At 67.1% G+C, this 24,133-nt stretch carries 30 protein-coding genes; 20 read left to right on the top strand and 10 right to left on the bottom strand.

Annotated elements, in window-relative coordinates; all coding sequences use genetic code 11:
* Nucleotides 1–11: 11 nt before the first annotated feature.
* The 3 genes from NATPE_RS05355 to NATPE_RS05345 all read right to left on the bottom strand — a co-directional run bounded on the left by NATPE_RS05355 (nt 12) and on the right by NATPE_RS05345 (nt 2,361).
* On the bottom strand, nt 12–431 hold the full coding sequence (locus NATPE_RS05355) for a hypothetical protein (RefSeq protein ID WP_006179782.1): 420 nt from the start codon (nt 429–431) through the stop codon (nt 12–14).
* A 357-nt stretch (nt 432–788) separates the two neighbouring features.
* Nucleotides 789–1,013 (bottom strand): hypothetical protein, encoded by a 225-nt coding sequence (locus NATPE_RS05350; protein ID WP_006179783.1) that lies wholly within the window; start codon nt 1,011–1,013, stop codon nt 789–791.
* 400 nt (nt 1,014–1,413) lie between these two features.
* On the bottom strand, nt 1,414–2,361 hold the full coding sequence (locus tag NATPE_RS05345) for a PGF-CTERM sorting domain-containing protein (protein ID WP_006179784.1): 948 nt from the start codon (nt 2,359–2,361) through the stop codon (nt 1,414–1,416).
* Between the two features lie 399 nt (nt 2,362–2,760).
* Here NATPE_RS05345 and NATPE_RS05340 point away from each other — a divergent pair, with 399 nt between their 5' ends.
* Nucleotides 2,761–4,158: an APC family permease gene (locus tag NATPE_RS05340; RefSeq protein WP_006179785.1), complete on the top strand. Its 1,398-nt coding sequence runs from the start codon at nt 2,761–2,763 to the stop codon at nt 4,156–4,158.
* Nucleotides 4,159–4,181: 23 nt separating this feature from the next.
* On the opposite strand, the gene NATPE_RS05335 is transcribed toward NATPE_RS05340, so the two are convergent.
* Nucleotides 4,182–4,673 carry an Lrp/AsnC family transcriptional regulator gene (locus NATPE_RS05335; protein WP_006179786.1) on the bottom strand — a complete coding sequence of 164 codons (492 nt, stop codon included), beginning with the start codon at nt 4,671–4,673 and terminating at the stop codon, nt 4,182–4,184.
* A 196-nt stretch (nt 4,674–4,869) separates the two neighbouring features.
* Between NATPE_RS05335 and NATPE_RS05330 the strand changes: the two genes are divergently transcribed.
* From NATPE_RS05330 to NATPE_RS05320, 3 genes are all read left to right on the top strand, one after another.
* A complete protein-coding gene (locus tag NATPE_RS05330; protein WP_006179787.1) occupies nt 4,870–6,204 on the top strand; it encodes an aspartate aminotransferase family protein in 1,335 nt (444 codons plus the stop codon).
* A gap of 174 nt (nt 6,205–6,378) precedes the next feature.
* On the top strand, nt 6,379–6,762 hold the full coding sequence (locus NATPE_RS05325) for a DUF5789 family protein (protein ID WP_006179788.1): 384 nt from the start codon (nt 6,379–6,381) through the stop codon (nt 6,760–6,762).
* Nucleotides 6,763–6,955: 193 nt separating this feature from the next.
* A complete protein-coding gene (locus NATPE_RS05320; protein ID WP_006179789.1) occupies nt 6,956–7,567 on the top strand; it encodes a translation initiation factor IF-2 subunit beta in 612 nt (203 codons plus the stop codon).
* Between the two features lie 54 nt (nt 7,568–7,621).
* Here NATPE_RS05320 and NATPE_RS05315 read toward each other — a convergent pair whose 3' ends face one another.
* The gene (locus tag NATPE_RS05315) at nt 7,622–8,122 is read right to left on the bottom strand and encodes a helix-turn-helix transcriptional regulator (protein WP_015298799.1); all 501 of its coding nucleotides are present in this window, start codon (nt 8,120–8,122) and stop codon (nt 7,622–7,624) included.
* 117 nt (nt 8,123–8,239) lie between these two features.
* Here NATPE_RS05315 and NATPE_RS05310 point away from each other — a divergent pair, with 117 nt between their 5' ends.
* The 8 genes from NATPE_RS05310 (at nt 8,240) to NATPE_RS05275 (ending at nt 14,884) form a co-directional block, all read left to right on the top strand.
* A complete protein-coding gene (locus NATPE_RS05310; protein WP_006179791.1) occupies nt 8,240–8,887 on the top strand; it encodes an HAD family hydrolase in 648 nt (215 codons plus the stop codon).
* 39 nt (nt 8,888–8,926) lie between these two features.
* Complete coding sequence (gene cbiB, locus NATPE_RS05305) at nt 8,927–9,937, top strand: adenosylcobinamide-phosphate synthase CbiB (RefSeq protein ID WP_006179792.1); 1,011 nt, start codon at nt 8,927–8,929, stop codon at nt 9,935–9,937.
* Nucleotides 9,928–10,707 carry an adenosylcobinamide-GDP ribazoletransferase gene (gene cobS, locus NATPE_RS05300; protein ID WP_006179793.1) on the top strand — a complete coding sequence of 260 codons (780 nt, stop codon included), beginning with the start codon at nt 9,928–9,930 and terminating at the stop codon, nt 10,705–10,707. The genes cbiB and cobS overlap by 10 nt, the downstream gene beginning before the upstream one ends.
* Nucleotides 10,707–11,294, top strand: coding sequence for a GTP--adenosylcobinamide-phosphate guanylyl transferase (locus tag NATPE_RS05295; RefSeq protein ID WP_006179794.1), 588 nt, complete (start codon nt 10,707–10,709; stop codon nt 11,292–11,294). Before cobS ends, NATPE_RS05295 begins: the two co-directional genes overlap by 1 nt.
* Before the next feature lie 2 nt (nt 11,295–11,296).
* Nucleotides 11,297–12,325 carry a nicotinate mononucleotide-dependent phosphoribosyltransferase CobT gene (gene cobT, locus NATPE_RS05290; RefSeq protein WP_006179795.1) on the top strand — a complete coding sequence of 343 codons (1,029 nt, stop codon included), beginning with the start codon at nt 11,297–11,299 and terminating at the stop codon, nt 12,323–12,325.
* The gene (locus NATPE_RS05285; RefSeq protein WP_015298797.1) at nt 12,315–13,364 is read left to right on the top strand and encodes a pyridoxal phosphate-dependent aminotransferase; all 1,050 of its coding nucleotides are present in this window, start codon (nt 12,315–12,317) and stop codon (nt 13,362–13,364) included. Before cobT ends, NATPE_RS05285 begins: the two co-directional genes overlap by 11 nt.
* Nucleotides 13,365–13,366: 2 nt before the next feature.
* Nucleotides 13,367–14,152, top strand: coding sequence for an adenosylcobinamide amidohydrolase (locus NATPE_RS05280; RefSeq protein WP_006179798.1), 786 nt, complete (start codon nt 13,367–13,369; stop codon nt 14,150–14,152).
* A 276-nt stretch (nt 14,153–14,428) separates the two neighbouring features.
* The gene (locus NATPE_RS05275; RefSeq protein WP_006179799.1) at nt 14,429–14,884 is read left to right on the top strand and encodes a hypothetical protein; all 456 of its coding nucleotides are present in this window, start codon (nt 14,429–14,431) and stop codon (nt 14,882–14,884) included.
* 152 nt (nt 14,885–15,036) lie between these two features.
* On the opposite strand, the gene NATPE_RS05270 is transcribed toward NATPE_RS05275, so the two are convergent.
* Complete coding sequence (locus tag NATPE_RS05270) at nt 15,037–16,035, bottom strand: IS5-like element ISNpe2 family transposase (RefSeq protein ID WP_015298795.1); 999 nt, start codon at nt 16,033–16,035, stop codon at nt 15,037–15,039.
* A gap of 53 nt (nt 16,036–16,088) precedes the next feature.
* Here NATPE_RS05270 and NATPE_RS05265 point away from each other — a divergent pair, with 53 nt between their 5' ends.
* Nucleotides 16,089–16,313: a hypothetical protein gene (locus tag NATPE_RS05265; RefSeq protein ID WP_006179800.1), complete on the top strand. Its 225-nt coding sequence runs from the start codon at nt 16,089–16,091 to the stop codon at nt 16,311–16,313.
* Nucleotides 16,314–16,445: 132 nt separating this feature from the next.
* On the opposite strand, the gene NATPE_RS05260 is transcribed toward NATPE_RS05265, so the two are convergent.
* Nucleotides 16,446–16,685, bottom strand: a complete 240-nt coding sequence (locus NATPE_RS05260; protein ID WP_006179801.1) for a hypothetical protein — start codon at nt 16,683–16,685, stop codon at nt 16,446–16,448.
* Between the two features lie 221 nt (nt 16,686–16,906).
* Here NATPE_RS05260 and NATPE_RS05255 point away from each other — a divergent pair, with 221 nt between their 5' ends.
* From NATPE_RS05255 to NATPE_RS05245, 3 genes are all read left to right on the top strand, one after another.
* Nucleotides 16,907–17,665 (top strand): fumarylacetoacetate hydrolase family protein, encoded by a 759-nt coding sequence (locus NATPE_RS05255; RefSeq protein ID WP_006179802.1) that lies wholly within the window; start codon nt 16,907–16,909, stop codon nt 17,663–17,665.
* A gap of 286 nt (nt 17,666–17,951) precedes the next feature.
* Nucleotides 17,952–18,461: a YkgJ family cysteine cluster protein gene (locus NATPE_RS05250; protein ID WP_006179803.1), complete on the top strand. Its 510-nt coding sequence runs from the start codon at nt 17,952–17,954 to the stop codon at nt 18,459–18,461.
* A 140-nt stretch (nt 18,462–18,601) separates the two neighbouring features.
* On the top strand, nt 18,602–18,886 hold the full coding sequence (locus NATPE_RS05245; RefSeq protein WP_076580984.1) for a translation initiation factor eIF-1A: 285 nt from the start codon (nt 18,602–18,604) through the stop codon (nt 18,884–18,886).
* A gap of 107 nt (nt 18,887–18,993) precedes the next feature.
* Here NATPE_RS05245 and NATPE_RS22580 read toward each other — a convergent pair whose 3' ends face one another.
* On the bottom strand, nt 18,994–19,167 hold the full coding sequence (locus NATPE_RS22580; protein ID WP_006179805.1) for a hypothetical protein: 174 nt from the start codon (nt 19,165–19,167) through the stop codon (nt 18,994–18,996).
* A 277-nt stretch (nt 19,168–19,444) separates the two neighbouring features.
* A complete protein-coding gene (locus tag NATPE_RS05240) occupies nt 19,445–20,143 on the bottom strand; it encodes an SDR family NAD(P)-dependent oxidoreductase (protein WP_006179806.1) in 699 nt (232 codons plus the stop codon).
* 154 nt (nt 20,144–20,297) lie between these two features.
* Here NATPE_RS05240 and NATPE_RS05235 point away from each other — a divergent pair, with 154 nt between their 5' ends.
* From NATPE_RS05235 to NATPE_RS22575, 4 genes are all read left to right on the top strand, one after another.
* On the top strand, nt 20,298–21,794 hold the full coding sequence (locus NATPE_RS05235; protein WP_015298793.1) for a phytoene desaturase family protein: 1,497 nt from the start codon (nt 20,298–20,300) through the stop codon (nt 21,792–21,794).
* 112 nt (nt 21,795–21,906) lie between these two features.
* Nucleotides 21,907–22,779: a prenyltransferase gene (locus tag NATPE_RS05230; RefSeq protein WP_015298792.1), complete on the top strand. Its 873-nt coding sequence runs from the start codon at nt 21,907–21,909 to the stop codon at nt 22,777–22,779.
* A complete protein-coding gene (gene cruF, locus NATPE_RS05225; RefSeq protein WP_006179809.1) occupies nt 22,772–23,704 on the top strand; it encodes a bisanhydrobacterioruberin hydratase in 933 nt (310 codons plus the stop codon). The genes NATPE_RS05230 and cruF overlap by 8 nt, the downstream gene beginning before the upstream one ends.
* Nucleotides 23,705–23,799: 95 nt before the next feature.
* Nucleotides 23,800–23,961 carry a hypothetical protein gene (locus NATPE_RS22575; RefSeq protein ID WP_006179810.1) on the top strand — a complete coding sequence of 54 codons (162 nt, stop codon included), beginning with the start codon at nt 23,800–23,802 and terminating at the stop codon, nt 23,959–23,961.
* Here the strand turns inward: NATPE_RS22575 and NATPE_RS22570 are convergent, their stop codons facing one another.
* Entirely contained in the window at nt 23,962–24,114 is a 153-nt protein-coding gene (locus NATPE_RS22570; RefSeq protein WP_006179811.1) for a hypothetical protein, read from the bottom strand.
* Nucleotides 24,115–24,133: the final 19 nt, after the last annotated feature.

Genomic DNA, 24,133 nt, shown 5'->3' with positions numbered 1-24,133 from the left:
TGGGCCGCGGGCTACGACCGGCGCTCGTCGGGCACGCCGTAATCGACGTGGACGTTCGGGGTCGTCGCCGGTTCCCGACCCGTGATCCCGCGATCGACGAACGTGACGTCGGTCAGGTCGCCGGAGAACCGAACCGTCACCGTCTCGGACTCGACGGTCCCTTCGACGCTCGTGCCGGAGCGGACGGTCACGTTCGCCGTTCCGGTTTCGGCGGCCAGTTCGAGCCCGCCGTCGACGGTGATCTCGAAACTCGAGGGGGTCCCCTGCCCGATGATCGTCAGCGTGTTCGGATGACCGACTGCGCCGGCGTCCGACGGCGTTCGCGTCGCCGCGATCGTCGCGGTCGGTTCGGTTTCGACCGGTAGCCGCGTTCCGTCGTCCGTTTCGGTGGGACCTCCCGCTTCGTCGCCCGTCGCGTTCTGGCGTGGCATGTAGTGAACGCAGTCGAGGATGGAAGCATAAGCCTTCCCACTGAACTAACGGTAAGCAAAGGCGAAATATAACCGCTCGAGCCGGAAACGAGGGTCGTTTTGTGATCGGTCGCGTCGGTGTGACTATCGGGACGGGGCGTCGCCGGCGGCCGGCGCGCCGGGGCGGGCTTGCAGGTGGAACGACTGTGTCACCGGTCGCCGTACTCGAGGGGGATGGACTCGAAACGGCTCGACGTTCGATTCGACAACGTACCCGACGAGATGGTGGGGTGTGTTACCGCGCGGAAACGTGAGGGAGCGGCCCGGTCACTCGGCGACCGACTCCGCCGATTCTTCGGCCGGTGACGACACCGGCCGTCACTCCGTGTTCTCGAGCAGTCCGAGTTCGTCCGCGGCCAGGTCCGCGATCCGATCGGCGATGTCGGGATCGACTTCGGCGACGGCCTCGCCGTCGTGAAGCTGGTCGTTGTGTCGTTCGATCGCGTCGGCCACGTCCGAGAGCGGGACGCGAGAGGTGGTCTCGCAGTCGGGGCAGACGATGGGAACGCGGGGGGTCTCGTCCGAATCGTTCGCGGTCGTCATTTCTCGGGTGTCTCGCGTCGACCGTCAAAACCTAATTGGTTCCGGCGGCCGACGACGAAGCGTCGCTCGAGCCGACTGCATCGCGAGTCCGCCAGCCCGAAGCAACGGCCGTCGCGATCGAGTTGCTGACCGGTATGTCATGGCATGACATATTGGCCGTTTGGCGGATTCTACCGGCGGTTTTCGCGCCGTTCCCGACGCGTTGGCCAGCAGAATTATTGTGGTTCGAACCAATCGTCGGGTAGACGGGGGTACGACAGTCTGTCGGTGGGGCCACCCATTCGATCGTCACCCCGTCGTCACACAACAGAGCTCCATGGTTCCCGGCTACATCCGGTAGCCGTTCCCTGTCTTTCGTCTCCTCGAGTTCGAAAGCGACGCATCCCGGTAATCGCCCGCCTTAACCGCGACGGCGAGCGAGGACGGCAACGGACAGCGCGACGAGCGCACTGACGACGCCGAAGCCGGGCATCCTGTCATTGCTCTCGGCATCCCCGTCGTCACCGGTTTCGCCGTCCGATGCCGGGTCGGACCCGTTCGGTGGATCGCTCGAGTCGTCGGGGTCGAACCGCTCGTCGGCGGGGGCGTCGAGTTGCAGGACGACGACCACCTGGCCGTGGGTCGAGTTCTCGGCCGCGTTGTATGTCCAGCCACCGCCCGCCTCTTCGTAGGACTCCGCGGCGGCGACCGGGTCGATATCGGTGTCCCAGCCGTCGCCCGCCGGTTCCTGTTGGATATAGCCGGCGACGTCGATTCGGTCGGCGTATTCGCCGCTGATCTCGGCTTCGCCGTAGGTGAGGGTCGCGTCTTCGGGGTTCCCGTGGAACTCGAGGCAGTGGGAGTCCATATAGCCGTCGCCCTGTGCGACGTCCGGACTGGTTCCGAACTGATCGCCGTCGAGCGGGAACTCGTAGTGGTCGTCCATGGGGAACTGGACGGTCATCGGATCGGCGTCGGAGTGCCACGTCGTCGCACCGCCGGTCGGGACGGTCACGGACGTGTTCGGCACCGACTCGCCGATGACTGGGTCGCCGTTTTCGTTGACCAGCGAGACGCAGACCTTTCCGGAGCCGTCCCCGAGATAGGGGCTCCGGTACTCGTCGCGCGGGTTCTCGTAACTGACCCAGCTGCCGTCGTCGGCCGCCGCCTCGAAGTAGGGGTCGCCCTTCTCGGGTGCAGGGTCGACGTATGCCGCCTCCGAAACGGTCCCGTTGTCGTCCGGATCGGCCTGTGCGGCGACCGCCCCGGAACCCGCCGCGACGAGGCTGCCGATCACGGCCAGTCCGAGCCCGAGCGCGAGGAGCGTTTGCCACCGCTTCGGGCCGTCCGTACCGCGTGCGTCGGCCATGGTTATGCGCCCCTCTCCGGCTCGATTCTCCGGGCGTCGAGCGGACGATCGATCAGCGTCGACGACTGTCGTTTACTTCTATATGTCATCGACCTGCCGTACCGGATCGGCTATCCTATATATGAGCCGCGTACTCGAGCGGTAGCAGGTCGTTACGAGGTGTAGGCAGTCCTTTGAATGCTCGGTGGCCGTCGAAACCGGCACCTACTGCTGTCCCTTCGACGCCCGATCCGGCCGACCACGACTCCGCTGGCGAGACGACGGCCGGTCCGTCGCCTTCGATTGCCGGTACGATCGATAGGAGTCATAGAGAATCCAATAGTTGGTGATTATATAGGATATTATTTTGATCGTTTTTCAATGGTTAGACTTAACACCCATCATTTGGCACTGCGTGGTATGGCAGGAAACGACAGTGACTTCGAGCGGATCCTGACGAAGAAAGATCTCTTCGTACTCGCGTTCGGCGCGATGATCGGCTGGGGATGGATCATCCAGACCGGGTTCTGGATCGACGAAGCGGGTGTGGCCGGGTCGGTACTCGGCTTCGTCGTGGGCGCGATCATGGTGTGTGTCGTCGGACTGATCTACGGAGAACTCACGTCCGCGATGCCGTTCGTCGGCGGCGAACACGTGTACAGTTTCCGGGCGCTCGGCCCGCTCTGGTCGTTCGTATGTACGTGGTCGCTCGTCCTCGGCTACGTCGGCGTCGTCGTCTTCGAGGTCGTGGCGCTGCCGTCGGCAATGGCGTTTATCGTGCCCGGGTTCAACGTCCTCGAACTCTGGACGGTGGCCGGCGAGCCGGTGTATGCATCGTGGATCCTCGTCGGTGGGATCGGGGCGATCGTCATGACGGGGCTCAACTACCGCGGCGTGAAACCCGCGGCACAGTTCCAGACGCTGCTGACGCTCGTGATCGGCCTCGCGGGCGTCATGCTCGTCATCGGTGCCCTGTTCAACGGACAGACCCAGGCGAACCCGCCGCTATCGGACGTGGGGACGGCAGGCGTCGCCACGGTCGCGATCATGACGCCGTTCATGTTCGTCGGCTTCGACGTCATTCCCCAATCCGCCGAGGAAGCGGACGTCCCGCCCCGTGTCATCGGGCTTCTCATTCCGGCGGCGGTCTCGCTGGCCGCGCTGTTCTATGTCGGCGTGATCTGGGCGTCCGGGCAGGCCATGCCCGGCGTCGAACTCGTCGAGAGCCCGCTGCCGGCTGCCGCGGCCATGGAAACGATCTTCAGCAGTCAGTTGATCGGCCGTATCATGGCGCTTGCTGGCATCGCAGGTATCCTCACGAGCTGGAACTCCTTCCTGCTGGGGGCCAGTCGCGCCGTCTTCGCGCTCGCCGATTCGGGGATGATCCCGCGACGGATCAACGCGCTCCACCCCGAGTACAACACGCCCTCGACGGCGATCGTCCTCATCGGCGGACTCTCGATCTTCGCGCCGCTGTTCGGCGAACAGATGCTGGTCTGGATCGTCAACGCGAGCGGGCTCGGCCTCGTCGTTGCCTGGTTCCTCGTCGTCGTCTCGTTCCTCGTCCTCCGGTACCGAGAACCCGGCCTGAGCCGCCCGTTGAAGCTCCCGTCCGGATACGCGTTCGGAGCCGCGGGACTGGTCCTGACGCTCGGCTTCATCGGCCTCTATCTCCCGGGCGGACCGTCCGCGCTCGTCTGGCCCTACGAGTGGGCGATCGTCCTCTGCTGGACGCTGCTCGGCGTGGTGCTGTATGGAATCACCTCGACGGATTCGGAGATCGAACTGGCCGATCTGGAGGCAAACGAACTCGAGTGAGCGCTGTGACAGTCCGTCGGGAGTCAGTCCTCGTCCGCGGTCGACTCGACTAACGTCTCGAGTTCGAAGTCGTTCAGCGGATGCGGTTCGTCCTTGACCGTTTCGACCACGAACTGCGAACTCGTGCGAACGACCTCGTCGATCGCCTCGTAATCGCTGATGAGACGGTTGACCATCTCCCGGTCCGCCAGATGTGCGATGACGATGAAATCGGTGTCCCCCATCGTGAAATACACCTGATTGGCCCCTTCGATGGCGGCGAGTTGCTCCCCGACGTCCTCGTGATACTGTTCGTCGTACTCCGCGATGACTTCCGTGACGACCGTGATCTCCAGTCCCAACGCCTCGAGGTTGACGTCCAACAGGTCGTTGGTCACGACGCCGTCTTCCTTGAGTTTCGTGAGCCGGTAGTGGACGGTCGATTTCGGGATGTCGGTGTACTCCGAGATCTCGTCGGGGCTTCCCGTTCCGAGTTCTGCGACGGCCTGTAGAATGCGAACGTTTCGCTCGTCCATGTCACGGATATTCGTCCACTCCGATAAACAACATTCGAATATCGGGTCCGTCACCGGACAAAAATCGGATGGCGTTCGACGGCTCGGCCCGGCACGGATTCCGATCGCTCCGATGGCGTCGCGGGGGTGGAGCCAGGCCTGTGTATTTAGTCCTAGATACTATAGTTTATTAGGACCCAGTCTAGAAGTAGGTGGTATGTCCGAACAAGAGCCCAGGAGAGTCGCCGGTCGCGAATCGAACGCGGCCGTCGTTTCGGCCTATGAAGACCACATGATGCCGATCTGGAAATCGCTCGACATCCCTGTCAAACGGGCCTCGGGCTGTACGCTCGAGGACGTCGAGGGCAACGAGTATCTGGACGTCTTCGCGGGGATCGCGGTGACGAACGTCGGCCACGGGAACGAGGCCGTCGTCGACGCCGCCAAAGACCAACTCGAGGAGTTCGTCCACGGCTGTTCGTACGTCCATCCCAACGAGCCGGTCGCCGATCTCGCAGAGCGGATCGCCGACGTAACGCCAGGAGATCTCGAGAAGACGTTCTTCTGTAACTCCGGGACGGAGGCCGTCGAGGGCGCGGTCAAGCTCGCGCGGAAGTACACCGGATCGAAGGAGGTCATTTCCCTCGAGATGGGCTTTCACGGCCGGACGCTTGGCAGTCTGGCACTGACGGGCAACAAGTCCTACAAGCAGGGGATGGCCCCGACGCTCAACGACGTCGCCCACACCGCGCCGCCCTACGGCTACCGGTGTCCACGCTGTGAGGGCGGGGAATGTAACTCGGGGTGTGCCGACGAACTCGAGCGCGTGATCGGCTCGCATACGAGCGGCGACCTCGCGGCGATCGTCGTCGAGCCGGTCATGGGCGAAGCCGGGATCGTCGTTCCGCCGGAGGGATGGCTCGAGCGAGTCCAGGAGATCGCCCACGACCACGGTGCGTTGCTGATCGCCGACGAGGTCCAGACCGGCTACGGTCGGACCGGCGAACTGTTCGCGAGCAGCCACTTCGACGTCGAACCCGATATCCTGACCCAGGCCAAGGGGATCGCGAACGGGCTGCCGCTCGGGGCCTTTACCGCCACCGCGGAGATCGCGGACGCCTTCGAGTCCGGCGACCACCTCTCGACGTTCGGCGGGAATCCGGTCGCCTGTGCGGCCGCGCTGGCGACGATCGACGAACTACAGGACGGGATCGTCGACGACGCCCGCGAGCAGGGCCAGTGGCTCGCCGACGAACTCGGCGCGCTCGAGGCCGAGTACGATGTCGTCGGGCAGACCCGCGGGCTCGGGCTGATGTGGGGCGTCGAACTCGTCGATCCGGAAACGACGGGGCCACAGAACGTGTCGCCGGCCCCGGACAGCGACCTCGCGGCCGCCGTCAGCGACTACCTCCGCGACGAATCGAACGTCGTGATGGGGGTCGGCGGCTACTACAAGAACGTCATGCGCTTCCAGCCGCCGCTGACCATCTCGCGCGACCAGTTGCAGTACGCCGTCGACGAACTCCGAGCCGCGCTCGAGACGGTCGCCTGAGTCCCGATGCGTTCGGACGCCGAGTCGAACTGAAACCGATCGGTCGGTTCGCGCGAACCGTCCGTCCAACGGGCCGGACGAATACAACGGACGGCCGCTTTTGCGACCCGGTCGTCCGCGGGCCACGCGATCGCCGGCCCGCCGCTTTTGGGTTGGGTAGCGATAGCTCGAGCCATGAGCGACGGACCCAGCCGCGACCGGGCACAGGACAGCGCGGAACGACGAAAAGCCGAGCGGGCCGACAACACGGAATCGATCCTCGAGGCCGTCGAACGCGATCTCGGAGAGTTGGAGTATCCGGTTACCAGCGAGGAGTTGGCGACGGAGTACGCCGACGACCCCATCGACATGCCAAACGAGACGGAGTCGCTGGGGAGCGTCTTCGACCGGCTGGCGGGCGAGCAGTTCGACTCCCCCGAAGCGGTCCGGGAGGCGGCCTACGGCGAGATCACCGGCGAGGCCGGCGGCCCGAACGAAGCCAACCCCGAACGCGACCTCCGAGAACTCAACGAGGGGAAGGGGGACTCGCTGAGCGAGAGCGGCGGGGACGACCACTGACCCGACGGCGAGATTGTGCCCCGTCGCGGGCCGATCGACGGACTGCCGCGCCGTCGGTCGGTCGTGAGAGAGAGAGTAGCCGCTGACCGATGGACACTCCGACCGCGATGCGGTCGTGCGATCAGGGCGTCCACTGACGGTCAGTGGCTGCGATAGCAGAACGGATTTACGTTCGCGTCGCCTGTTTTCGCGTATGGATTACGAATCGAGCCTCGACCGCGCGATGGAGGACGTCCCCGATATCGGGGGCGACGAACAGCGACTGCAGATCCCCGATCCCGAGCCACAGAAAGACGGTGCGTTCACCCGCGTCACGAACCTCGACGAGATCGCGGACGTCCTCTCGCGGGACACCGAACACGTCCACCGGTTCATCCAGCGCGAACTCGGTACCAGCGGCAAGCTCGACGACGGCCGAGGCCGGTACAACGGCACCTTCTCCCAGCAGGACTTCGATGCGGCCATCGACGCCTACGTCGACGAGTACGTCCTCTGTTCGGAGTGTGGCCTGCCGGACACCCGCCTCGTCCGCGAGGACCGCACGCCGATGCTGCGCTGTGACGCCTGTGGTGCCTTCCGCCCGGTGACCAAGCGCTCGACGGCCAGCCAGCAGCAACAACAGCAGGAGGCAGTCGAGGAGGGCAAGACCTACACCGTCGAGATCACCGGTACTGGCCGCAAGGGCGACGGCGTCGCGGAGAAAGGCGAGTACACCATCTTCGTCCCCGGTGCCGAGGAGGGCGACGTGGTCGATATCTACATCAAGAACATCTCCGGGAACCTCGCGTTCGCTCGGCTCGACTGAGTCCCTTTTTCGCCGCACTCGCGGTTTCGACGACACGACCCAGCGTGACGATAGTCAGCGGGCCGACTCGGGGACCGCCTCCGGCAGACAGACGACCTTTTCGCGGCCGACCCGGTAGCGGGCGATCACGCCCTCGTCCTCGAGTTCGGTCAGGAGGCGGCTGAGCGACGCCGCCGACCAGCCGTACCGGTCGGCGAATCGGTGCTGTTTGATCCGACCGCCGTGTTCGACGAGCACCGCCCTGACGTATTCGGCGGGCGTGAGACCGTACTCGACGAGGTCGCTCCTGCTGGTCGGCCCGTCGTCGGGGTCGACGATCCCGGTCGCGATCGACGACTCGTCGTCCGACCCACCTTCGGCAACGGCCGCTCGGTCGACGCTCGTCCGGCCGTCGGTCACGCCACCAGTCCGGGACCGACCCGACTCGAGCCGATCGCGAGCGGTCGATCGCCCCTCGCTGGTCCCGGTCGCACTGAACGCGTCGGTACAGGCTCGAACGGTCCGGCCCACGGCCGTCGTGAGCCGGGATCGGATCGGCACATGTCGTTGGGACATCGTACGTCCGACTGGCCACGACGGTTTCAAAGGGGTATGCACAAAACCATCCAAACGGTCGTGACCCGCCACCGACGGACCGCGAAATTAAAGTCAGATTGTGCTAGTCACACCACTGTGGGAGTATCGTTCGACCTCTTCGGGACCTTGGTAGACGCCGACAGACCGACCGACCCGGCCGCCGCGGTCGCGGCCGAACTCGAGAAGCGGGACGTTCGAGTGCCCGACGACTGGGCCGACGCCTACGCGGAACCACACATCGATGCACCCGAGGGTGCGGAGATCCCGTTACCGGCCCACGTCTCGCGGGCGCTCGCGAGCCGCGGCGTCGACTACGAGGGGAACGCGGCCAGACGGGCCGTCGTCGCGGCGTTCGATCCGGACGTCGAGACCAGGCCGGGCGCGCTCGAGGCGGTCGCGGCCGCCCGCGATCGGGGCCCCGTCGCGATCTGCTCGAACTGCAGCGTCCCGGAACTCGTCGGTCGCACGCTCGTCCGCTCGGCGTTCGACCGCGACGACTTCGACGCCATCGTCTCGAGCGTGGGCTGTGGCTGGCGCAAGCCAGCCCCCGAGATCTTCGAGTTGACCGCCGATGAACTTGGCGTCGCGCCCGCCGACCTCGTCCACGTCGGCGACGACCCCGGCACCGACGGCGGGGTCGAGGCCGTCGGCGGCACGGCGTTGCTCCTCGAGGAGGTGTCGCTCGCGGACGTTCCCGACCGGCTGGCCACGGTGTCGGCCGACGAACACAGTAGTAATGACTGAACGCTGCCCCGCTCCGACTAGCATGGAGGCGACGCCGGTGTGCTGACGACGCTTGCGGTCCTCGGGCTGGCGTTCAGCCTCGACCTGCTGATCGGGGAGCCGCCGACGGCCGTCCACCCGGTGGCCTGGTTCGGCCGGCTCGTCGACGCCACGGACCGGAACTGGGCCGACGGCGACCGCGGGCAGCGGCTGGTCGGCGTCGCCGTCGCCGTCCTCACACCGCTGGTCCCCGCCGCCGTCGCCGGCGGCCTCGTCCTCGCGGTGACGCCGTTACAACCGATGGCCAGTCCCGTCGCCGCCGCGCTCGTCCTCTTTCTGACGACCAGCCTGCGCTCGCTGCTCGAGCTGACCCAGGACGTGGTGGCGGCGACCGACGGGGACCCTGATCGAGCCCGCGAGCGGGTCCGCGGGCTGGTGGGCCGGGACACGTCCACCCTCTCGCCGGCGGGGCTTCGTAGCGCGGCCGTCGAGAGTGCAGCCGAGAACCTCGCCGACGGGCTGGTCGCGACGCTGGTCCCCTTCGCCGTCCTCGCGCCGGTCTCGCTGCCGGCCGCCGCGGCGGCCGCCGCGTGGGTCAAAGGCGTCAACACTCTCGACTCGATGCTCGGCTATCCCTCGAAGCCGATCGGCACCGCGAGCGCCCGACTGGACGATCTCGTCATGTTCCTTCCAGCGCGCCTCGCGGCCGTCTCGATCGCCGTCGCCGCGCTCGACCCGCTCGCGCTCGGCCGCGCTCGAGCGTGGGCGCAAACTCCGCCGTCGCCCAACTCCGGCTGGCCGATGGCGACGCTAGCCTGTGCGCTCGGCGTTCGCCTCGAGAAGGTCGGCGTCTATGCACTCAACCCCGACGCCGACCTGCCGACACTGGCCGATGGCCAGCGGGCCGTCACCGTCGTCGGCCGCGCGGCCGTCGTCTCGATCGTCGTCGCGGTCGCGCTGGCGGCTATCATCGCGACCGTCGCGACGCCGTTCGTTCCCGGACTCGAGCCGGTGAGCGCAGTACCGACGATCGTCGACCCCGCCCCACCGGAGGTGATCGGATGGGCCTGATCGACCGCTGGATCGGTGCCCTCCGCGGCGGGCTGGGCTTTCTGACCCGGTTGCCGGTCGGCTACCGCGACGGCGACTGGACGGCCTTCCGGACGACGCCGGCGGCGTTCCCGGTCGTCGGCTTCGTGGCCGGCACGCTCGCGGCGCTGCCGCTGCTGGCCGTCGGGACCCTCGCGGCACCGACCGTCGCGCTGGGCTACCTGCTCTCGGTCTACGCCGTGACGGGGATCCACCACCTCGACGGGATCGCCGACCTGGGCGACGCGCTGGTCGTCCACGGCGACGCCGAGCGCCGCCGCGAGGTCCTGAAAGACACCACGACCGGCGTCGGCGCGCTGCTCGCGGTCGCGATCGCAATCGTCGCGCTTTCGCTCGGTGGCTTCGGGCTGGCCGGGCTGTCGGTCCGCGCGGCGGTCGGCGTCGCGATCGGTGCCGAGGTCGGCACGAAACTCGGAATGGCCGCGATGGCCTGTTTCGGTCGCGCGGCCTACGACGGGATGGGCAAGGAATTCACCGACGCGGCCGCGCCGGGTTCGTTCCTGCCGCCTCTCGCGATCGCCGTCGCCGCGGTCGCCGGCGTCGGTACTGCGCTCGCCCGGCCACTCCCCGTCGGGGTCGCGCTGGCCGGTGCCGTCGCCGGCCTCGCGCTCCCGTGGTACTGGGCCGACCGCTACCTCGGCGGGATCAACGGCGACATCTTCGGCGCGGCCAACGAGATCGGCCGCGTCGCCGGCGTCCACCTGGGGGTGATCGCGTGGACGCTGTCGTGATGTGCGGCGGGAAGGGGACCCGCCTCGAGAGTCCCCACGAAAAGCCCCTGCACCCGATCGCCGGGACCCCCATGATCGACCGTGTCCTGTCCGCGCTTAGCGGGAGCCGGATCGGGACCGTCTACGCCGCCGTTTCGCCGAACGCACCCGAAACGCGGGCGCATCTCGAGAACCGCGATGGTATCCGGACGATCGAGACGGCCGGCGACGGCTACGTGGCCGACCTGATGGCCATCTTCGAGCGACCCGAACTCGTTCCCCCGATCCTGACCGTCGCCGCCGATCTGCCGCTGCTCGAGCCCCCGGTCCTCGATCGGGTCCTCGCGGCCCACGGCGACGACCCCGGTTCGCGGACCGTCTGCGTCCCCGCGGCGCTCAAGCGCCGGCTGGGCGTCAGCATCGACTCGCGGCTCGAACCCGACGACCACCTCGCGCCGACCGGGGTCAACGTGGTCGGCGCGACCGACGATTCACCATCCATGACCGACATCCACTACGATCCACGACTCGCGGTGAACGTGAACCGACGCGAAGACGCACGGCTCGCGGCCGGCCGGCTGCGGACCCGAGACGGGGAGGGGCGCTGACGATGCGCGTCGTCCTCCCCGCCGGAACGACCGAGACGGCCCTGATCGACGGCATCAGCGCCGCCGGGGCCGCCCCGGAGCTGATGGAACACACCCCCTCTGCGGACGTCGAGATCCTCGCGTATGGGGAACCCGTCATGTCGCCGGTGACGCCGGTGAGCCCGAACGGCTGTCCGACGCCCGCGGCCGTGACCCGCGCCGTTCGCGAGGTCGTCGACTTCGACGTCGCGGTCGTCGACGCGGGGCTCACCCAGTCGACGGCCGCGCCGACGGTCGATCTGGGCGTCGAACCCGGAACCGACGTACGTGAGGCCGTCGCCGTGCCGGCGGCGGACGCGGTCTTCGACCACGCCTACGACTACGGCGCGAGCCTCCCCGACGACGAACTGCTGATCGGCGAGACGGTCCCCGGCGGGACGACGACCGCGCTCGGCGTCCTCACCGCGCTCGGCGAGCCGACCGCCGTCTCCTCGTCGCTGCCGGAGAACCCCATCGAGCGCAAACGCCGCGTCGTCGACGAGGCGCTGGCCGCGAGCGACTTCGAGCCCGGCGACTGCGAGGGCCGCCCGCTCGAGGCGATCGAAGCAGTCGGGGACCCCGTCCAGCCGACGGTGGCCGGGATCGCCGCCGGCGCGCTCGAGGCCGGCACCGAGGTGACGCTGGCCGGCGGCACGCAGATGATCGCCGTCGCCGCCGTCCTGCGTCACGCCGGGATCGACGCCCCGCTATCGATCGCGACCACGTCGTTCGTGGCCGACGAGCAGGGTGACCGACTCGAGGCGGCCTGCGATCGGGTTGACACCGACCTCACCATCACGGACCCCGGCTTCGACGGACGCGACCACGTCGCGATGGAACGCTACTGCGCCGGCGAGGCCAAGGAGGGCGTCGCCATGGGTGGCGCGCTCTCGCTGGTCCCCGACGATGAGATGGCTGCGGTCAGGGACCGGCTCGAGGCGGTCTGTACCCGGCTCGGCATCGACGGGTCGGGTGAAGAGAGTCCGACAACGGAGGAGCCCCGTGGACTCTGACGCGATCCGACGCGGGGAACGGGTCCCCCACGGCGGTGAGACCGACCGGGACCTGCTCGACTTCTCGGCCAACACCAACCCGCGGACTCCCGATGGGGTCGCGGACGTCTACACGGCCGCGCTCGAGGACTCCAGACGCTATCCCGACGACGACTATCCCGACTTTCGGGCCGCTGCAGGCGAGTTCGTCGGCTGCGAGCCCGAGCGGGTGTTCCCGACCCCGGGCGGGCTCGCCGCGATCCGGCTGGCCATGGAAACCGTCCTCGAGCCGGGCGACGAGGCGCTGGTGCCGTACCCGAGCTTCGGCGAGTACGCCCGGGAGGTCCGGCTACAGGGCGCGGCCCCGCGGTTCGTCCGCTACGACGACCTGCTCGACCTCGGACCGACCACCCTCGAGCCGTGTGCGCTGGCGGTCGTCTGTACGCCGAACAACCCGACCGGCGACGCCGTCGACCCGGCCGCGCTCGAGTCGTTCGCAGCCCGCTGTGCCGAGACTGACACGACCCTGCTTGTCGACGAGGCCTTCCTCGGCTTCACCGACCGGCCGTCGATGGGTCGGCTCGACCGCGAGAACGTCGTCGTCGCCCGCTCGCTCACCAAGCTCTTCGGCCTGCCGGGTCTACGGGCCGGCTTCGCCGTGGCGAGCGGGGACCGACGCGACGCGCTCGAGACCGCTCGCCGATCGTGGTCGCTCGGCACGCCGGCGGCTCGCGTCGGGACGCATTGCCTTCGACAGGACGGCTTCGTCCGAGACACGCGCGAGCGGGTCGCGGACGAGCGTGACCGGCTTCGCGAGGCCCTCGGGGAACGGTTCGACGTCCACCCCTCAGAGGCCCCGTACCTGCTGTGTGACGTCGGCGACCGCGACGTGGCGACGGTGATCGCCGACGCGCGGGCCGCCGGTGTCGCCGTCCGGGACGCGACGACGTTCCGTGGGCTGGATTCACACGTCCGCGTCGCCGTCAAGGACCGCGCGGCGAACGACCAACTGCTCTCCGCCCTGGGCGTTCGCGACGCCGACGAGGGCGGCGACGACTGACAATGTCCGACCCCGACCCGGCCTACGGCGCGATCCGACGCGACGGCGTCCTCCGCGTGGAGCGGCCGGCCACCGAGTGGCTCTCGACCGGGCCGAACGGCGGGCGTCAAACGGCCGATCACGCCTACAACATCTCGGTACCCGAGGGCTGGGAACGGACGGATCTGGCCGCCTACGTCGGGGAACGCCTCGAGCGAGCGGGGTTCGCCCCCTCGGGAGAAACGCCCCGCGGGCCGGCCCTGCTGACCGGCGTCGATATCGCCGACGCGCGCGGCGCGTGCCGCGGGCCGGTCACGGTCTACGCGACCGCTGGGATCTCGAACCCGGCCGCGTTACCGATCGAGCAGTCACGCGAGGCGGCGGACCGAACCGACGGGGGCGATGCAGACCCCATCGCACCCGACGAGTCGGCCCGCGGGCAGGGTCCGGGGACGGTCAACGTCGTCGTCGGCACGACGCGGGCGCTCGCGCCGGGCGCGCTCGAGAACCTGATCGCCGTCGCCGCGGAGGCCAAGGCCGCGACGTTGCTGGCCGAAACCGGGTTTCCGGGGACCACGACCGACGCGATCGTCGTCGGCCACGATCCCGAGGGCCGGCCGGCCGAGTTCTCCGGCAGCGGGACCGAGGTCGGTGCCGCGACCCGTGCCTGCGTTCGAGACGCCGTTCGGGCATCGCTTCGGGCCCACTACGCCGACCGCGACGCGGACGCCCCGGACTCGGTCACCGACGCCACCTACGGCGTCTCCACCGACGGCCGTGCCGCGGTCTTTCGGCCCCCGCTCGAGTGACCCCTCGAGCGACGGTCATCGACGGGTCGGCGACGGCTACAGAACGCCGACGTACTGCAGGCCCGCGATCAGCACGATCGCGACGATCAAGACGAGTTTGAACAGCCAGGGCGGAACGTCCTTCCGGATTCGGAGGGCCCAGTCCATGCAGGCGAATGTAACTCTAATTACAACAATCTTCGGTCGGGTTCCGAGCGCGAACCCGCGACGTCGGTTCGCCACACCGCGGCGGTTCGAACCCGACAGTTAACCCGTCTCGAGCCCAACCGTCGGCCGATGGACGATCCGTCAGGGACCGACGACCAACCGGGCGAGGACGACCCGAGGGCCATCCGGTCGATCGCGCTGTCGCCGGAAGACGCCGTCGATGCCTACGTCTACGGCCGGGAGAACCCCGGTGACGCCGTTCTCCGAGTCACGCCGCCGTTTCACGGCCGGATGCGGGCCCGGATCCACGTCTACCGCCGCGATGACACCGAACTGACCGGCGCGGTACATCTCTCACCGGCCGCCGTCATCGGCGACGACGTCGTCGCCGACTACCCCGACCTTGAGGCGGCACTGGCCGACGCGGACGCCGATCCCGATTCCGATGAAGCCGAACGGCTCCGCAAGCGTCACGCCGAATCGGTCGAGACGTGGCGAGACCGCGCTCGCGAGGAAATCGTCGAGACGGTCACCCTCGAGACCCACGAGGGACCACAGCAAGTCGAGATCAAGACGCTGGGATAACACGGCGCGACGAACCACCGACTGTTTCGAACCGAGACGTGGTTCTCAGCCTCGAGCGTCGCTCCGTCCCGCACTTTCACTTTCACTCCGCACGGATCGGTTTGATAGACAGTCGGTCCAACTGGAAGGTAGAGCGTGTCATAGAATCCAACTCATAGCTTGAGCATCTCACGTCCTGGATCGTGTCCTCGCTCGTAGTTGGTGATTGCAATGACGATCCGAAGACATAGCGCAACGAACACTTCTGTTCGTGCGTGGACGCGGCCTCGGGCGCGGACGTGCCCGAGGCCGCAGTCCTTGACTGCGTCGTTGGTTCGTTCGATTCCTGTCCGGTTGTTGAACGTCTCGTCCAAGATGGATCGTTTCAGCTGAACGTCCTCGCTGTGTTCCTCAATGCGGTCTTCGACCCTGTACTCGATGTCTTTCGGGTCGTCAGTGTTTCGCGGGTTGTACGGAGCGATTGGCACGACTCCTGCGGTCAGCAGGTAGTCGTGCCAATCGAGGATGTCGTAGGCGCTGTCTCCAAGCATCCAGATCGGTGTATCGACGGCGAGCGCGTCACCCGTGACGCGCATCGCCGTCTCTTGGTCTGCTTGTTTGGCCTGTGTGAACTCCGCTGCTATCGGGATCTTTGCACCGGTTGAAACGATCGTACAGCCGAAGCCGTAGTAGTACTCTTCGGCTGTTGGATCGTAGTTCCATGAGGCAGCGTCGTTGTACTGGATCGCCTCGATGTGCGTCGAATCGATAGAGTACGTCGAGTCGAGCAGGCCGCGGACGGCGGCCTGCTCGACGAGCCTGTCGAAGACATCGTTGATAATGTGTTCGAGATCAGTGAGAAACCGGTCAATGGTGTCTCTCGATGGCGGTTTGTCGAGTCCGCAGTAGTACCAGACAAGGCCGTGCTGGAGTTCTCGCGTGACTGGGCGTGTTCCGTAGATGTTCTTGTAGTAGCAATGGAGAAAGGCGCGAAAGAGATCAGGTGGCTGGTGAACTCGTGTTCGCCCCCGGCGAGCGGGGGCGAACACGTCGTACTCCAGTAGAAACTCGAACTCAAGATACTCAAACAGCGGAACTGTTTCCGTAGCCGCTGCATTCAAAAACTCATCGACCGAAGCAACGTCTTGCAGGGTCGCGGTTGTGCTGGACACACTTTCCGCACCCTGCTGCTTCGTACGTGACGCTTTCTATGACACGCTCAGGTATGCAACTGACAGTCGAGCGGACCGACGACCGAGCCGAGTGCAGCGAGGACGACGATGCCGCCGTCACTGCGGCCGCGGAGCCGGCCGGACGACAGCGACGCCGCATCGACGTCACCGACCTCCACGCGGCGGGGCTCGAGGCATTCGTCCGGACGAACGTCGATACCGACGCCGTCTCGCTCGAACACCGCGGCGGTCGGACCTACCTGCTGCTCGAGGACTGACCCGTCTGCGTCGCGATCCGTCACCGCTCGAGCGGCGCTGGCCGCTGTCCCGATACGTCGCTGGCGGTCGTCCCTATAAAAAAGCGATCGTTCGGGAGTCCGTTCGTCTCGCCGTGACCGGAAGAGGACCGCTCAGAGGCGCTGCAGGCGGACCTCGTCGTCGGAAATCGACTCGACGTGGTCGTCGTCGAGCGGGTAGGTATCCTCGTCGCGGTCGCCCCAACCGAGTTTCGATTTGATCGTGTCGGTCATTCCCGGATCCGGGTCGATGTGGGCGGTCCCGCCGCTGACGGACTGGACGATCCCGATCTCGTCGCCGTTGGCATTGACGACCCGTTTCCCCTCGTCGTCGTCGGTGAAGTGTGCGGACATGCAAGTCTCCCTCCGCCGGGCGGAAGGGTATAGACTGGCCCTGCATCTGCCCGGCAGTCGCGGGAACTCGCTGGCGGTGGATTCTCGGCCGGGAACTGCGCTCGAGTCCGCAGTTCCCGGCCCGGGAGCGCCGACCCGTCGGGCCTCGCCGAGTCGATCGACCCGACCCGATCCGCAATGGAACCGGTACGACTAATCGGCAGGAACCGACACCGCCGGTAATGAAACTCGCGCGGATCGCGACCGACGACGGACCGGTATCGGGACGGTACGAGGACGGCGTCGTTCACGCCGACGACGGGGTCTACGAGGTGGGGACCGACGCCGACTTCCTGCCGCCCTGCGAGCCCTCGGCGCTGTACTGTATCGGCCGAAACTTCGCGGCGACCATCGATCAGATGGAGTACGAACGCCCCGAGGAACCGGACTTCTTCATCAAGCCGCCGGCATCGCTGGTCGGCCACCGGGATCCGGTTCCCTATCCGTCGTTCAGCGACGAGGTGACCTACGCCGGCGAACTCGCGGCCGTCATCGACGAACCCTGCCGGAACCTCTCCGAGGACGAGGTCCCCGAAGTCGTCCGGGGCTACACGATCATGAACGATGTGGACGCGCTCGATCAGGGTGGGCGCACACCCAGGAAGGCCTTCGACGCCTCTGGCCCGCTGGGCCCGTGGATCGAAACCGCCGTCGACCCGACCGGGATCGACATGTACACCGACGTGGCCGGCGAGCGCCGCCAGGAGGCCAACACCGAACTGATGCTGTTCGATCCCGACGAGATCATCGCGTATCTCTCCCAACGGGTCACCTTCCGGCCCGGCGACGTGGTCTCGTTCGGCAGCCCGGCCAATCCCGGCCTCGTCGACCCCGGCGACACCGTCGAGATCACCTACGAGGGCGTCGGCACGCTCCGGAATACCGTCGTGAACTCGAGCGAGCGCGAGACCCTGCCGCTCGAGGAACCCGCTCGCCCGTAGGGACTTCGATCGTGACGAGACCCCACCGCACTGCAACCCGGTTTCTGCTCCCCTCGCGTCCCACCGCCGGGCGGGAATGAAAGGGGCTGGGGCTCTCGGGGATGTCCCGCGACGCAAGCACTGGACCGCCGTGAGCGGAGCGAACGGCGGGAAGCGCACAGCGAGCGAGACGACTCGAGAGCGCCAGGGGCTTTCAGGATCGCGGTGATCGCCACGGGCTGCTGTGTGAACTCGACCGAGGAGACGGGTAGAAAGGCACTTCACGGCGACCGCCCACCGACGACACGTGAGCGCCGACACCCGACGCGTCGAGGTCTACCCCGGCCGCGAGGTCGTCGTCGAGTTCGACCCCGACCTCACCTTCGAGTGCGTCGACGACTGCACGTGGTGTTGTCACCACGGCGTGTTGCTGTACGATCGGGACCTCCTCGAGTTGGCCCAGCGGGCGAACCTCTCGGAGACGACGACCGACTTCCGCGGCGAGAAGTTCGTCACTCGCGAGAACAAGGACCGCGACGACCACGTCGCCGAGGACGGCCACGCCTGCGCCTTCCTGCGCGAGGACGGCCTCTGTACGCTCCATCTCGAGGAGGACTGGAAACCCACCCGGTGTTCGGTCTTTCCGCTTGCCGTCCACCTCGAGGACGGCGACCTCCACGTCGACATTCGGGACTCGGCCCACGACCACTGCGAGGGACTGAACGTCAGCGAGCGGTCGGTCATCGACAACCTCGAAGCGTTCCTCCCGGAAGTGCTGTGGGACCTCGAGAACCCCGACTCGGACCGAGAACTGTAGCGGTGCCCCCACCGAACCTCCCGTAAATGTCAAACGCCCGTCAGCCATTTTCCCGTGACAGATAAATAGATGAACAGTATCGTGGGGAGAGCTACCACGACTCTCCAAGCGTTTAAAGGGCTGCCGCACGTAGTTAAACTGTGACAGAAGACTCCGGGCGACGGAACCTCCGTATGCCCAACAGCGACGAAGTATTCGCCGTCGTAACCGAACACCTCGGTGGCAATCACGTCCAACTGCGGTGTGAAGACGGCAAGGAACGGCTCGGCCGCATCCCCGGGCGCATGAAATACCGCACCTGGATCGAGCAAGACGACATCGTCGTCGCCGAGCCGTGGGACTGGCAGGACGAGAAAGCCACGATCGAGTGGCGCTACACCGGCCAGGACGCGGATCAACTGCGTCGCGAAGGCCACATCGATTGAACCACGCGACCGGGTCCGACAACTACTAGCTTTCTCTCGAGACGACGACCTCCCTAGCAACAGCGCCCGCTCGAGCCGTGAAAAATCGGACGACGAGGCCGACTGTGTTAACAGAAGTACACCCAGTAGGTGTGGCCGTCCGAACAGGTAACCGTCGTGTGGTCGCCAAACGCCGCGACCGACTGCCGTACCTTCACATCGACCTCCTCACGTGGAAGGGAGATCGTCGCGCTCTCTCCGCAGTGCGGACAGGTGACCGCTTTCGTCGCGATTGCTTGCATTGTCGTTCCCCGTGGCACAGTATGTCACGAGGTAGCATAACTGTTCGTCGCGGTCCGATCGCTCGCGGTCGACGCGTGTCGCGGCGAAACTGATCTACCGGACGGCGAACGCCGTTACGTTCGACCGTCGGTCCGTGCCTCGACGCGCATTTCGACGTACCGATCCGCCCACGTCCGGACGTGTCGCTCGAGGGACTCACGGACGGTCGGGATGAGTCCGTCCCTCGTGCCGGCCTCGAGGCCCGGACGACCCCGAACCGCCAACCGACACACCGTGTCACCGCGTCGCGCCCTTCCACTCCCGGAGTCCGACGATCTCCCCATCGATAGTCTCCGGTTCGGCCTCGGTCGCCGCCCAGACGAACATCGGCGCGACGGATTCCGGATCGCGACCGGTCCCGCCCGAGAGGTCCGTCGCGACGGTACCGGGATCCAGACAGCCGACGACGTACTCGGTGTCCGCGGCGAACCCGCGAGCCACCGCCTCCGCCGTCGCCTTCGAGATGGCGTAGGAGCCATAGCCCGCGTCCCCGTCTCGAGCGACCGCACCCGTCGGGACGAGGGCCCGCGCGCCGTCGTTCAGATGGGGTAGCGACTCGCGGATCGTCGCGTACGCGCCGCGCCCGTTCGTCCGCCAGTGGTCGTCGAACGCCGAGTACGACTCGTCGTCCATCGGCGTCTGCCCCGGTTCGCCGTGATAGACCCCCGCCGCGGGAACGACGACGTCGATCCCGCCCTCCGAGCCCGCTCGCGCGGCGGTCTCGGTCAGCCGCTCCACGTCGTACTCGTCCCGGACATCGGTCCGGTGCCCGTCGGCGGTCCCGCCCGCCCGCTCGAGGTCGTCGATGGTCGCCGCGACGTCGTCGGCGTCTCGAGCGCCGATGACGACGGTCGCTCCCTCGGTCGCGAACGCTTCGGCGACGGCACGGCCGATGCCGCGCGTGCCGCCGGTCACGACGGCTGTCGTTCCGTCCATACGTCCGCTACGCGAGCCGGACACAGGAATCCCCGGGGAACGCACGGCTGCCGGCGGACGGAAGCCGTCCATCGCTCACCCTCCCTGATAACGGGTCGGGTTCCCTACCTATGTGTGAACCACGTTTAACACGGGTCAGCTACTCATGTCGACTATGCAATCGCTGGCCGGTGAGTCGGTCGTCGTGATCGGGAGCGGGATCGGTGGGCTCTCGACGGCCTGTTATCTCGCCGATGCGGGTGCCGACGTACGCGTCATCGAAAAGAACGAACAGCTCGGCGGCCGGGCAAGCCGGCTGGAGAAAGACGGGTTCCGGTTCGATATGGGGCCCTCGTGGTATCTGATGCCCGACGTCTTCGAGCGCTTTTTCGCCGAGTTCGGCCGGACCCCGAGTGACTATTACGACCTCGAACACCTCGATCCACACTACCGGATCTTCTTCAAGGACGGCGACCGGGTCGACGTCACGCCGGACTTGGAGCGGACGAAAGCCGTCTTCGAGGAGTACGAACAGGGGGCGGGCGAGGCTCTGGAACGCTACCTCGAGAAGTCCAAGGAGAACTACGAGGTCGGGATGGAACACTTCGTCTACGAGGACCGGCCGCGGCTGCGGGACTACCTCGATCTCGACGTCGCCCGACAGGCGCGCGGCCTCTCCCTGCTGGGTTCGATGCAGGGCCACGTCGAGGGCTACTTCGACCACCCGAAGCTCCAGCAGATCATGCAGTACACGCTCGTCTTCCTCGGCGGCTCGCCGACGAACACGCCGGCGCTGTACAACCTGATGAGCCACGTCGATTTCAACCTCGGCGTCTGGTACCCCGAGGGCGGGATCGGCGCGGTCGTCGACGGGGTCACGGACCTCGGCCGGGAACTCGGCGTCGAGTACGAGACAGGTCGCCCGGCGACGGAGATCAAGGGCCGGACGGGCGGGTTCGAGGTCGAGACCGCCTCGGGACCGATCCCGGCGGATCTGGTCGTCAGCAACGCCGACTACGCCCACACCGAACAGGAACTGCTCACCCCCGAACGGCGCGGCTACGACGCCGACTACTGGGAGGACCGTACCTACGCGCCCTCCGCTTTTCTGCTCTATCTGGGTGTCGAGGGCGAGGTCGACGAACTCGCACATCACACGCTCGTGCTGCCGACCGACTGGCAGGACCACTTCGATCAGATCTTCGAGGACCCACAGTGGCCCGACGATCCCGCCTACTACCTGTGTGTCCCCTCCGAAACGGACGACACCGTCGCGCCCGAGGGCCATAGCACCCTCTTTGCCCTCGTCCCGATCGCGCCCGGCCTCGAGGACACCCCCGAGATCCGCGACGAGTACCGCGATCGGGTCCTCGACGACATCGCCGCGAACACGGGCACCGACCTCCGGGACCGGATCGTCCTCGAGGAACGGTTCACCGTTTCCGACTTCGCGAGCCGGTACAACAGCCACGACGGGACGGCACTGGGGATGGCCCACACCCTCCGCCAGACGGCGCTTTTCAGGCCCCCACACCGCTCGAAGGAAGTCGACGGACTCTACTTCGTGGGCGGCGATACCACACCCGGAATCGGCATGCCCATGTGTCTCATCAGCGGCGAACTGACCGCCGACGCGGTCCTCGACGATCACGGGACCGCACACACGCCGTGACGGCCGCTCGAGCGGTCCGGCGGATCGAACGCATCGGGCGACGCGTCCGCTCGGAGCGAGACGACCGACCGCGCCGCGGAAGTCGGTGCGGGACAGCCTCGAGAGCCGATCGATGACCTCGAAACCGACCGCAGCGGGCGAGACCGACCGCGGCGAGCAGCTGTCGTACCTGCTGTCGCTCTCGCGGCCGCGGTTCTGGCTCTATCTCGCGGGGCCGGTCGTCGTCGGCGTCGCCTACGCCGCCGACGCCCCCGACGAGCTGCTCACGCCGGCCACGGTCGCCCTGTTCGTCTACTTTCTCCTGCCGGCGAACGTCTTCCTCTACGGCATCAACGACGTCTACGACCGGGATATCGACGCCGCGAACCCGAAAAAGGAGGATCGGGAGACGCGCTATCGAGGACAGGGGTACGTCCCAGCGGCCGTCGGGCTCTGTGCGGCGCTGGCGATCCTGCTCGTCCCGCTGGTCGGGGCGGCCGCGGTGCCCTGGCTCGCGGCCTTCCTCGTCCTCGGGGCGGCCTACAGCGCCCCGCCGGCGCGGCTCAAGACGACGCCGCTGCTCGATTCGGTCTCGAACGGGCTCTACGTCACGCCCGGGATCGCCGCGTACGCGGCCGTCGCCGGGACGGCACCGCCCCTCCTCGCGATCGTCGGCGGCTGGCTCTGGGCTATGGGGATGCACACCTTCTCCGCGATCCCCGACATCGAGCCCGACCGCGAGACGGGGATCCGCACGACTGCGACGGTACTGGGCGAAACTCGGACCTACGCCTACTGTGGCGCGTGCTGGCTCGCCAGCGCGGCCGCCTTCGGCGCGATCGACGTTCGGATGGGAGTCCTCCTGCTCGTCTATCCCGTACTCGTGGTCGCAATCACGACCGCGAGCGTCGCCGTCGACCGTGCGTACTGGTGGTTCCCGGCGATCAACACCGTCGTCGGCGCAGCGTTGACCATGGGCGGACTCTGGAGGCTGCTGTATGGATAGCGGCGAACCGACCGCGCCGGGGTCAGAGGCCGAAGCTGACGCCTCGAGTCGCGACTCGAACACGGCCACCTCGAGTCCGCGTTCCGGCGATGCGACCCTCGATGATTCCACCCGGGCGACCGTCCAGCGCCGCCTCGAAGCCCTGATCCGCGAGAACCGGTTTACCATCGCGGTCGTCTTCCCCGTGATCGGTGCGGTGACGCTGGTCGCCAGCGCCGAGGGATTGCTCCCGCCGGCGCTGTCGTACAACCCGCTGCTGATCCTGTTCGGGACGCTGGTGATGCGCTCGCCGTTGGTCGTCGCCCTGTTACCGCAGGTCGACAGACGGGCGACCCTGCCACTGGCCGTCCTGATCGCCTACACCTACGGGATCGAACTGCTGGGCGTTCGGACCGGCTGGCCCTACGGGACCTTCGAATACGGGATCAGCCTCGGGCCGATGCTCGGCGGCGAGGTGCCGCTTGCCCTGCCGCTGTTTTTCGTTCCGTTAGTACTGAACGCGTACCTGCTGACGTTGCTGGCGCTTGGCGACCGGGTTGCTCGGCTCGTCCCCCGACTGCTCGGCGCGATCGCCGCCGTAGTGGCAGTCGATCTGGTCCTCGATCCGGCGGCCGTCGCCATCGGTTTCTGGTCGTACGTGCCACCCGGCGGCTACTACGGCGTTCCCCTCTCGAACTACCGGGGCTGGCTCCTCTCTGGGACCGTCGCCGTCGTCCTCGTCGAACTCGCCTTTGACCGGCGGGCGCTCGTCGACCGCGTCCGGGCCTGTGAGTTCGCGCTGGACGACCTGGTGAGTTTCGTCCTCCTGTGGGGGGCGATCAACCTCCTCTATACGAACTGGCTGGCGGCCGGGGTGGCCGGCGCGTTCTGTCTCGGCCTGCTCCGGACCGACCGCTACGACCTCGGGATGGTCCGGGGAACGTAACGGTCCGACGAACGCGACCGCGGATCCCGGCCGGCGTCGAACGCAGTCAAGTATGCCGGCCACTCGCTTTTGCTCGTGGCCCTCGTGGGCCCCGTATGGCGACCAAAGAACCCCTCGAGTGTCCCGTCTGCCGCGAGCCGCCCGGGGCCGATCGGCAACTCGAGGACCATCTGGTCGACGAACACGAAAAGCGCAAACTGGCGAAGTTCATCGTCGCCGAGACGGCGGCGCTGACGACCGACGACGTCTCGGAGTGATCAGATGAACAGGCTCGAGATGGCGTCGCCCAGTAGGAGTAGTACCACGACTGCGGCGACGGTTATCGCGAGCCAGACGCCGAGACCGATCGCCGTTGTCCGGGCCATGCGTTTGTCGTTGCCGGTGATATCGGACCCTGTGTCCGTGGACATACCGTCGGTTACGGAACCG

Source organism: Natrinema pellirubrum DSM 15624, assembly GCF_000230735.2.
GTDB lineage: Archaea > Halobacteriota > Halobacteria > Halobacteriales > Natrialbaceae > Natrinema > Natrinema pellirubrum.
Note: the sequence above shows the minus strand (reverse complement) of the source record. Positions and strands in the feature narration are given on the sequence as shown.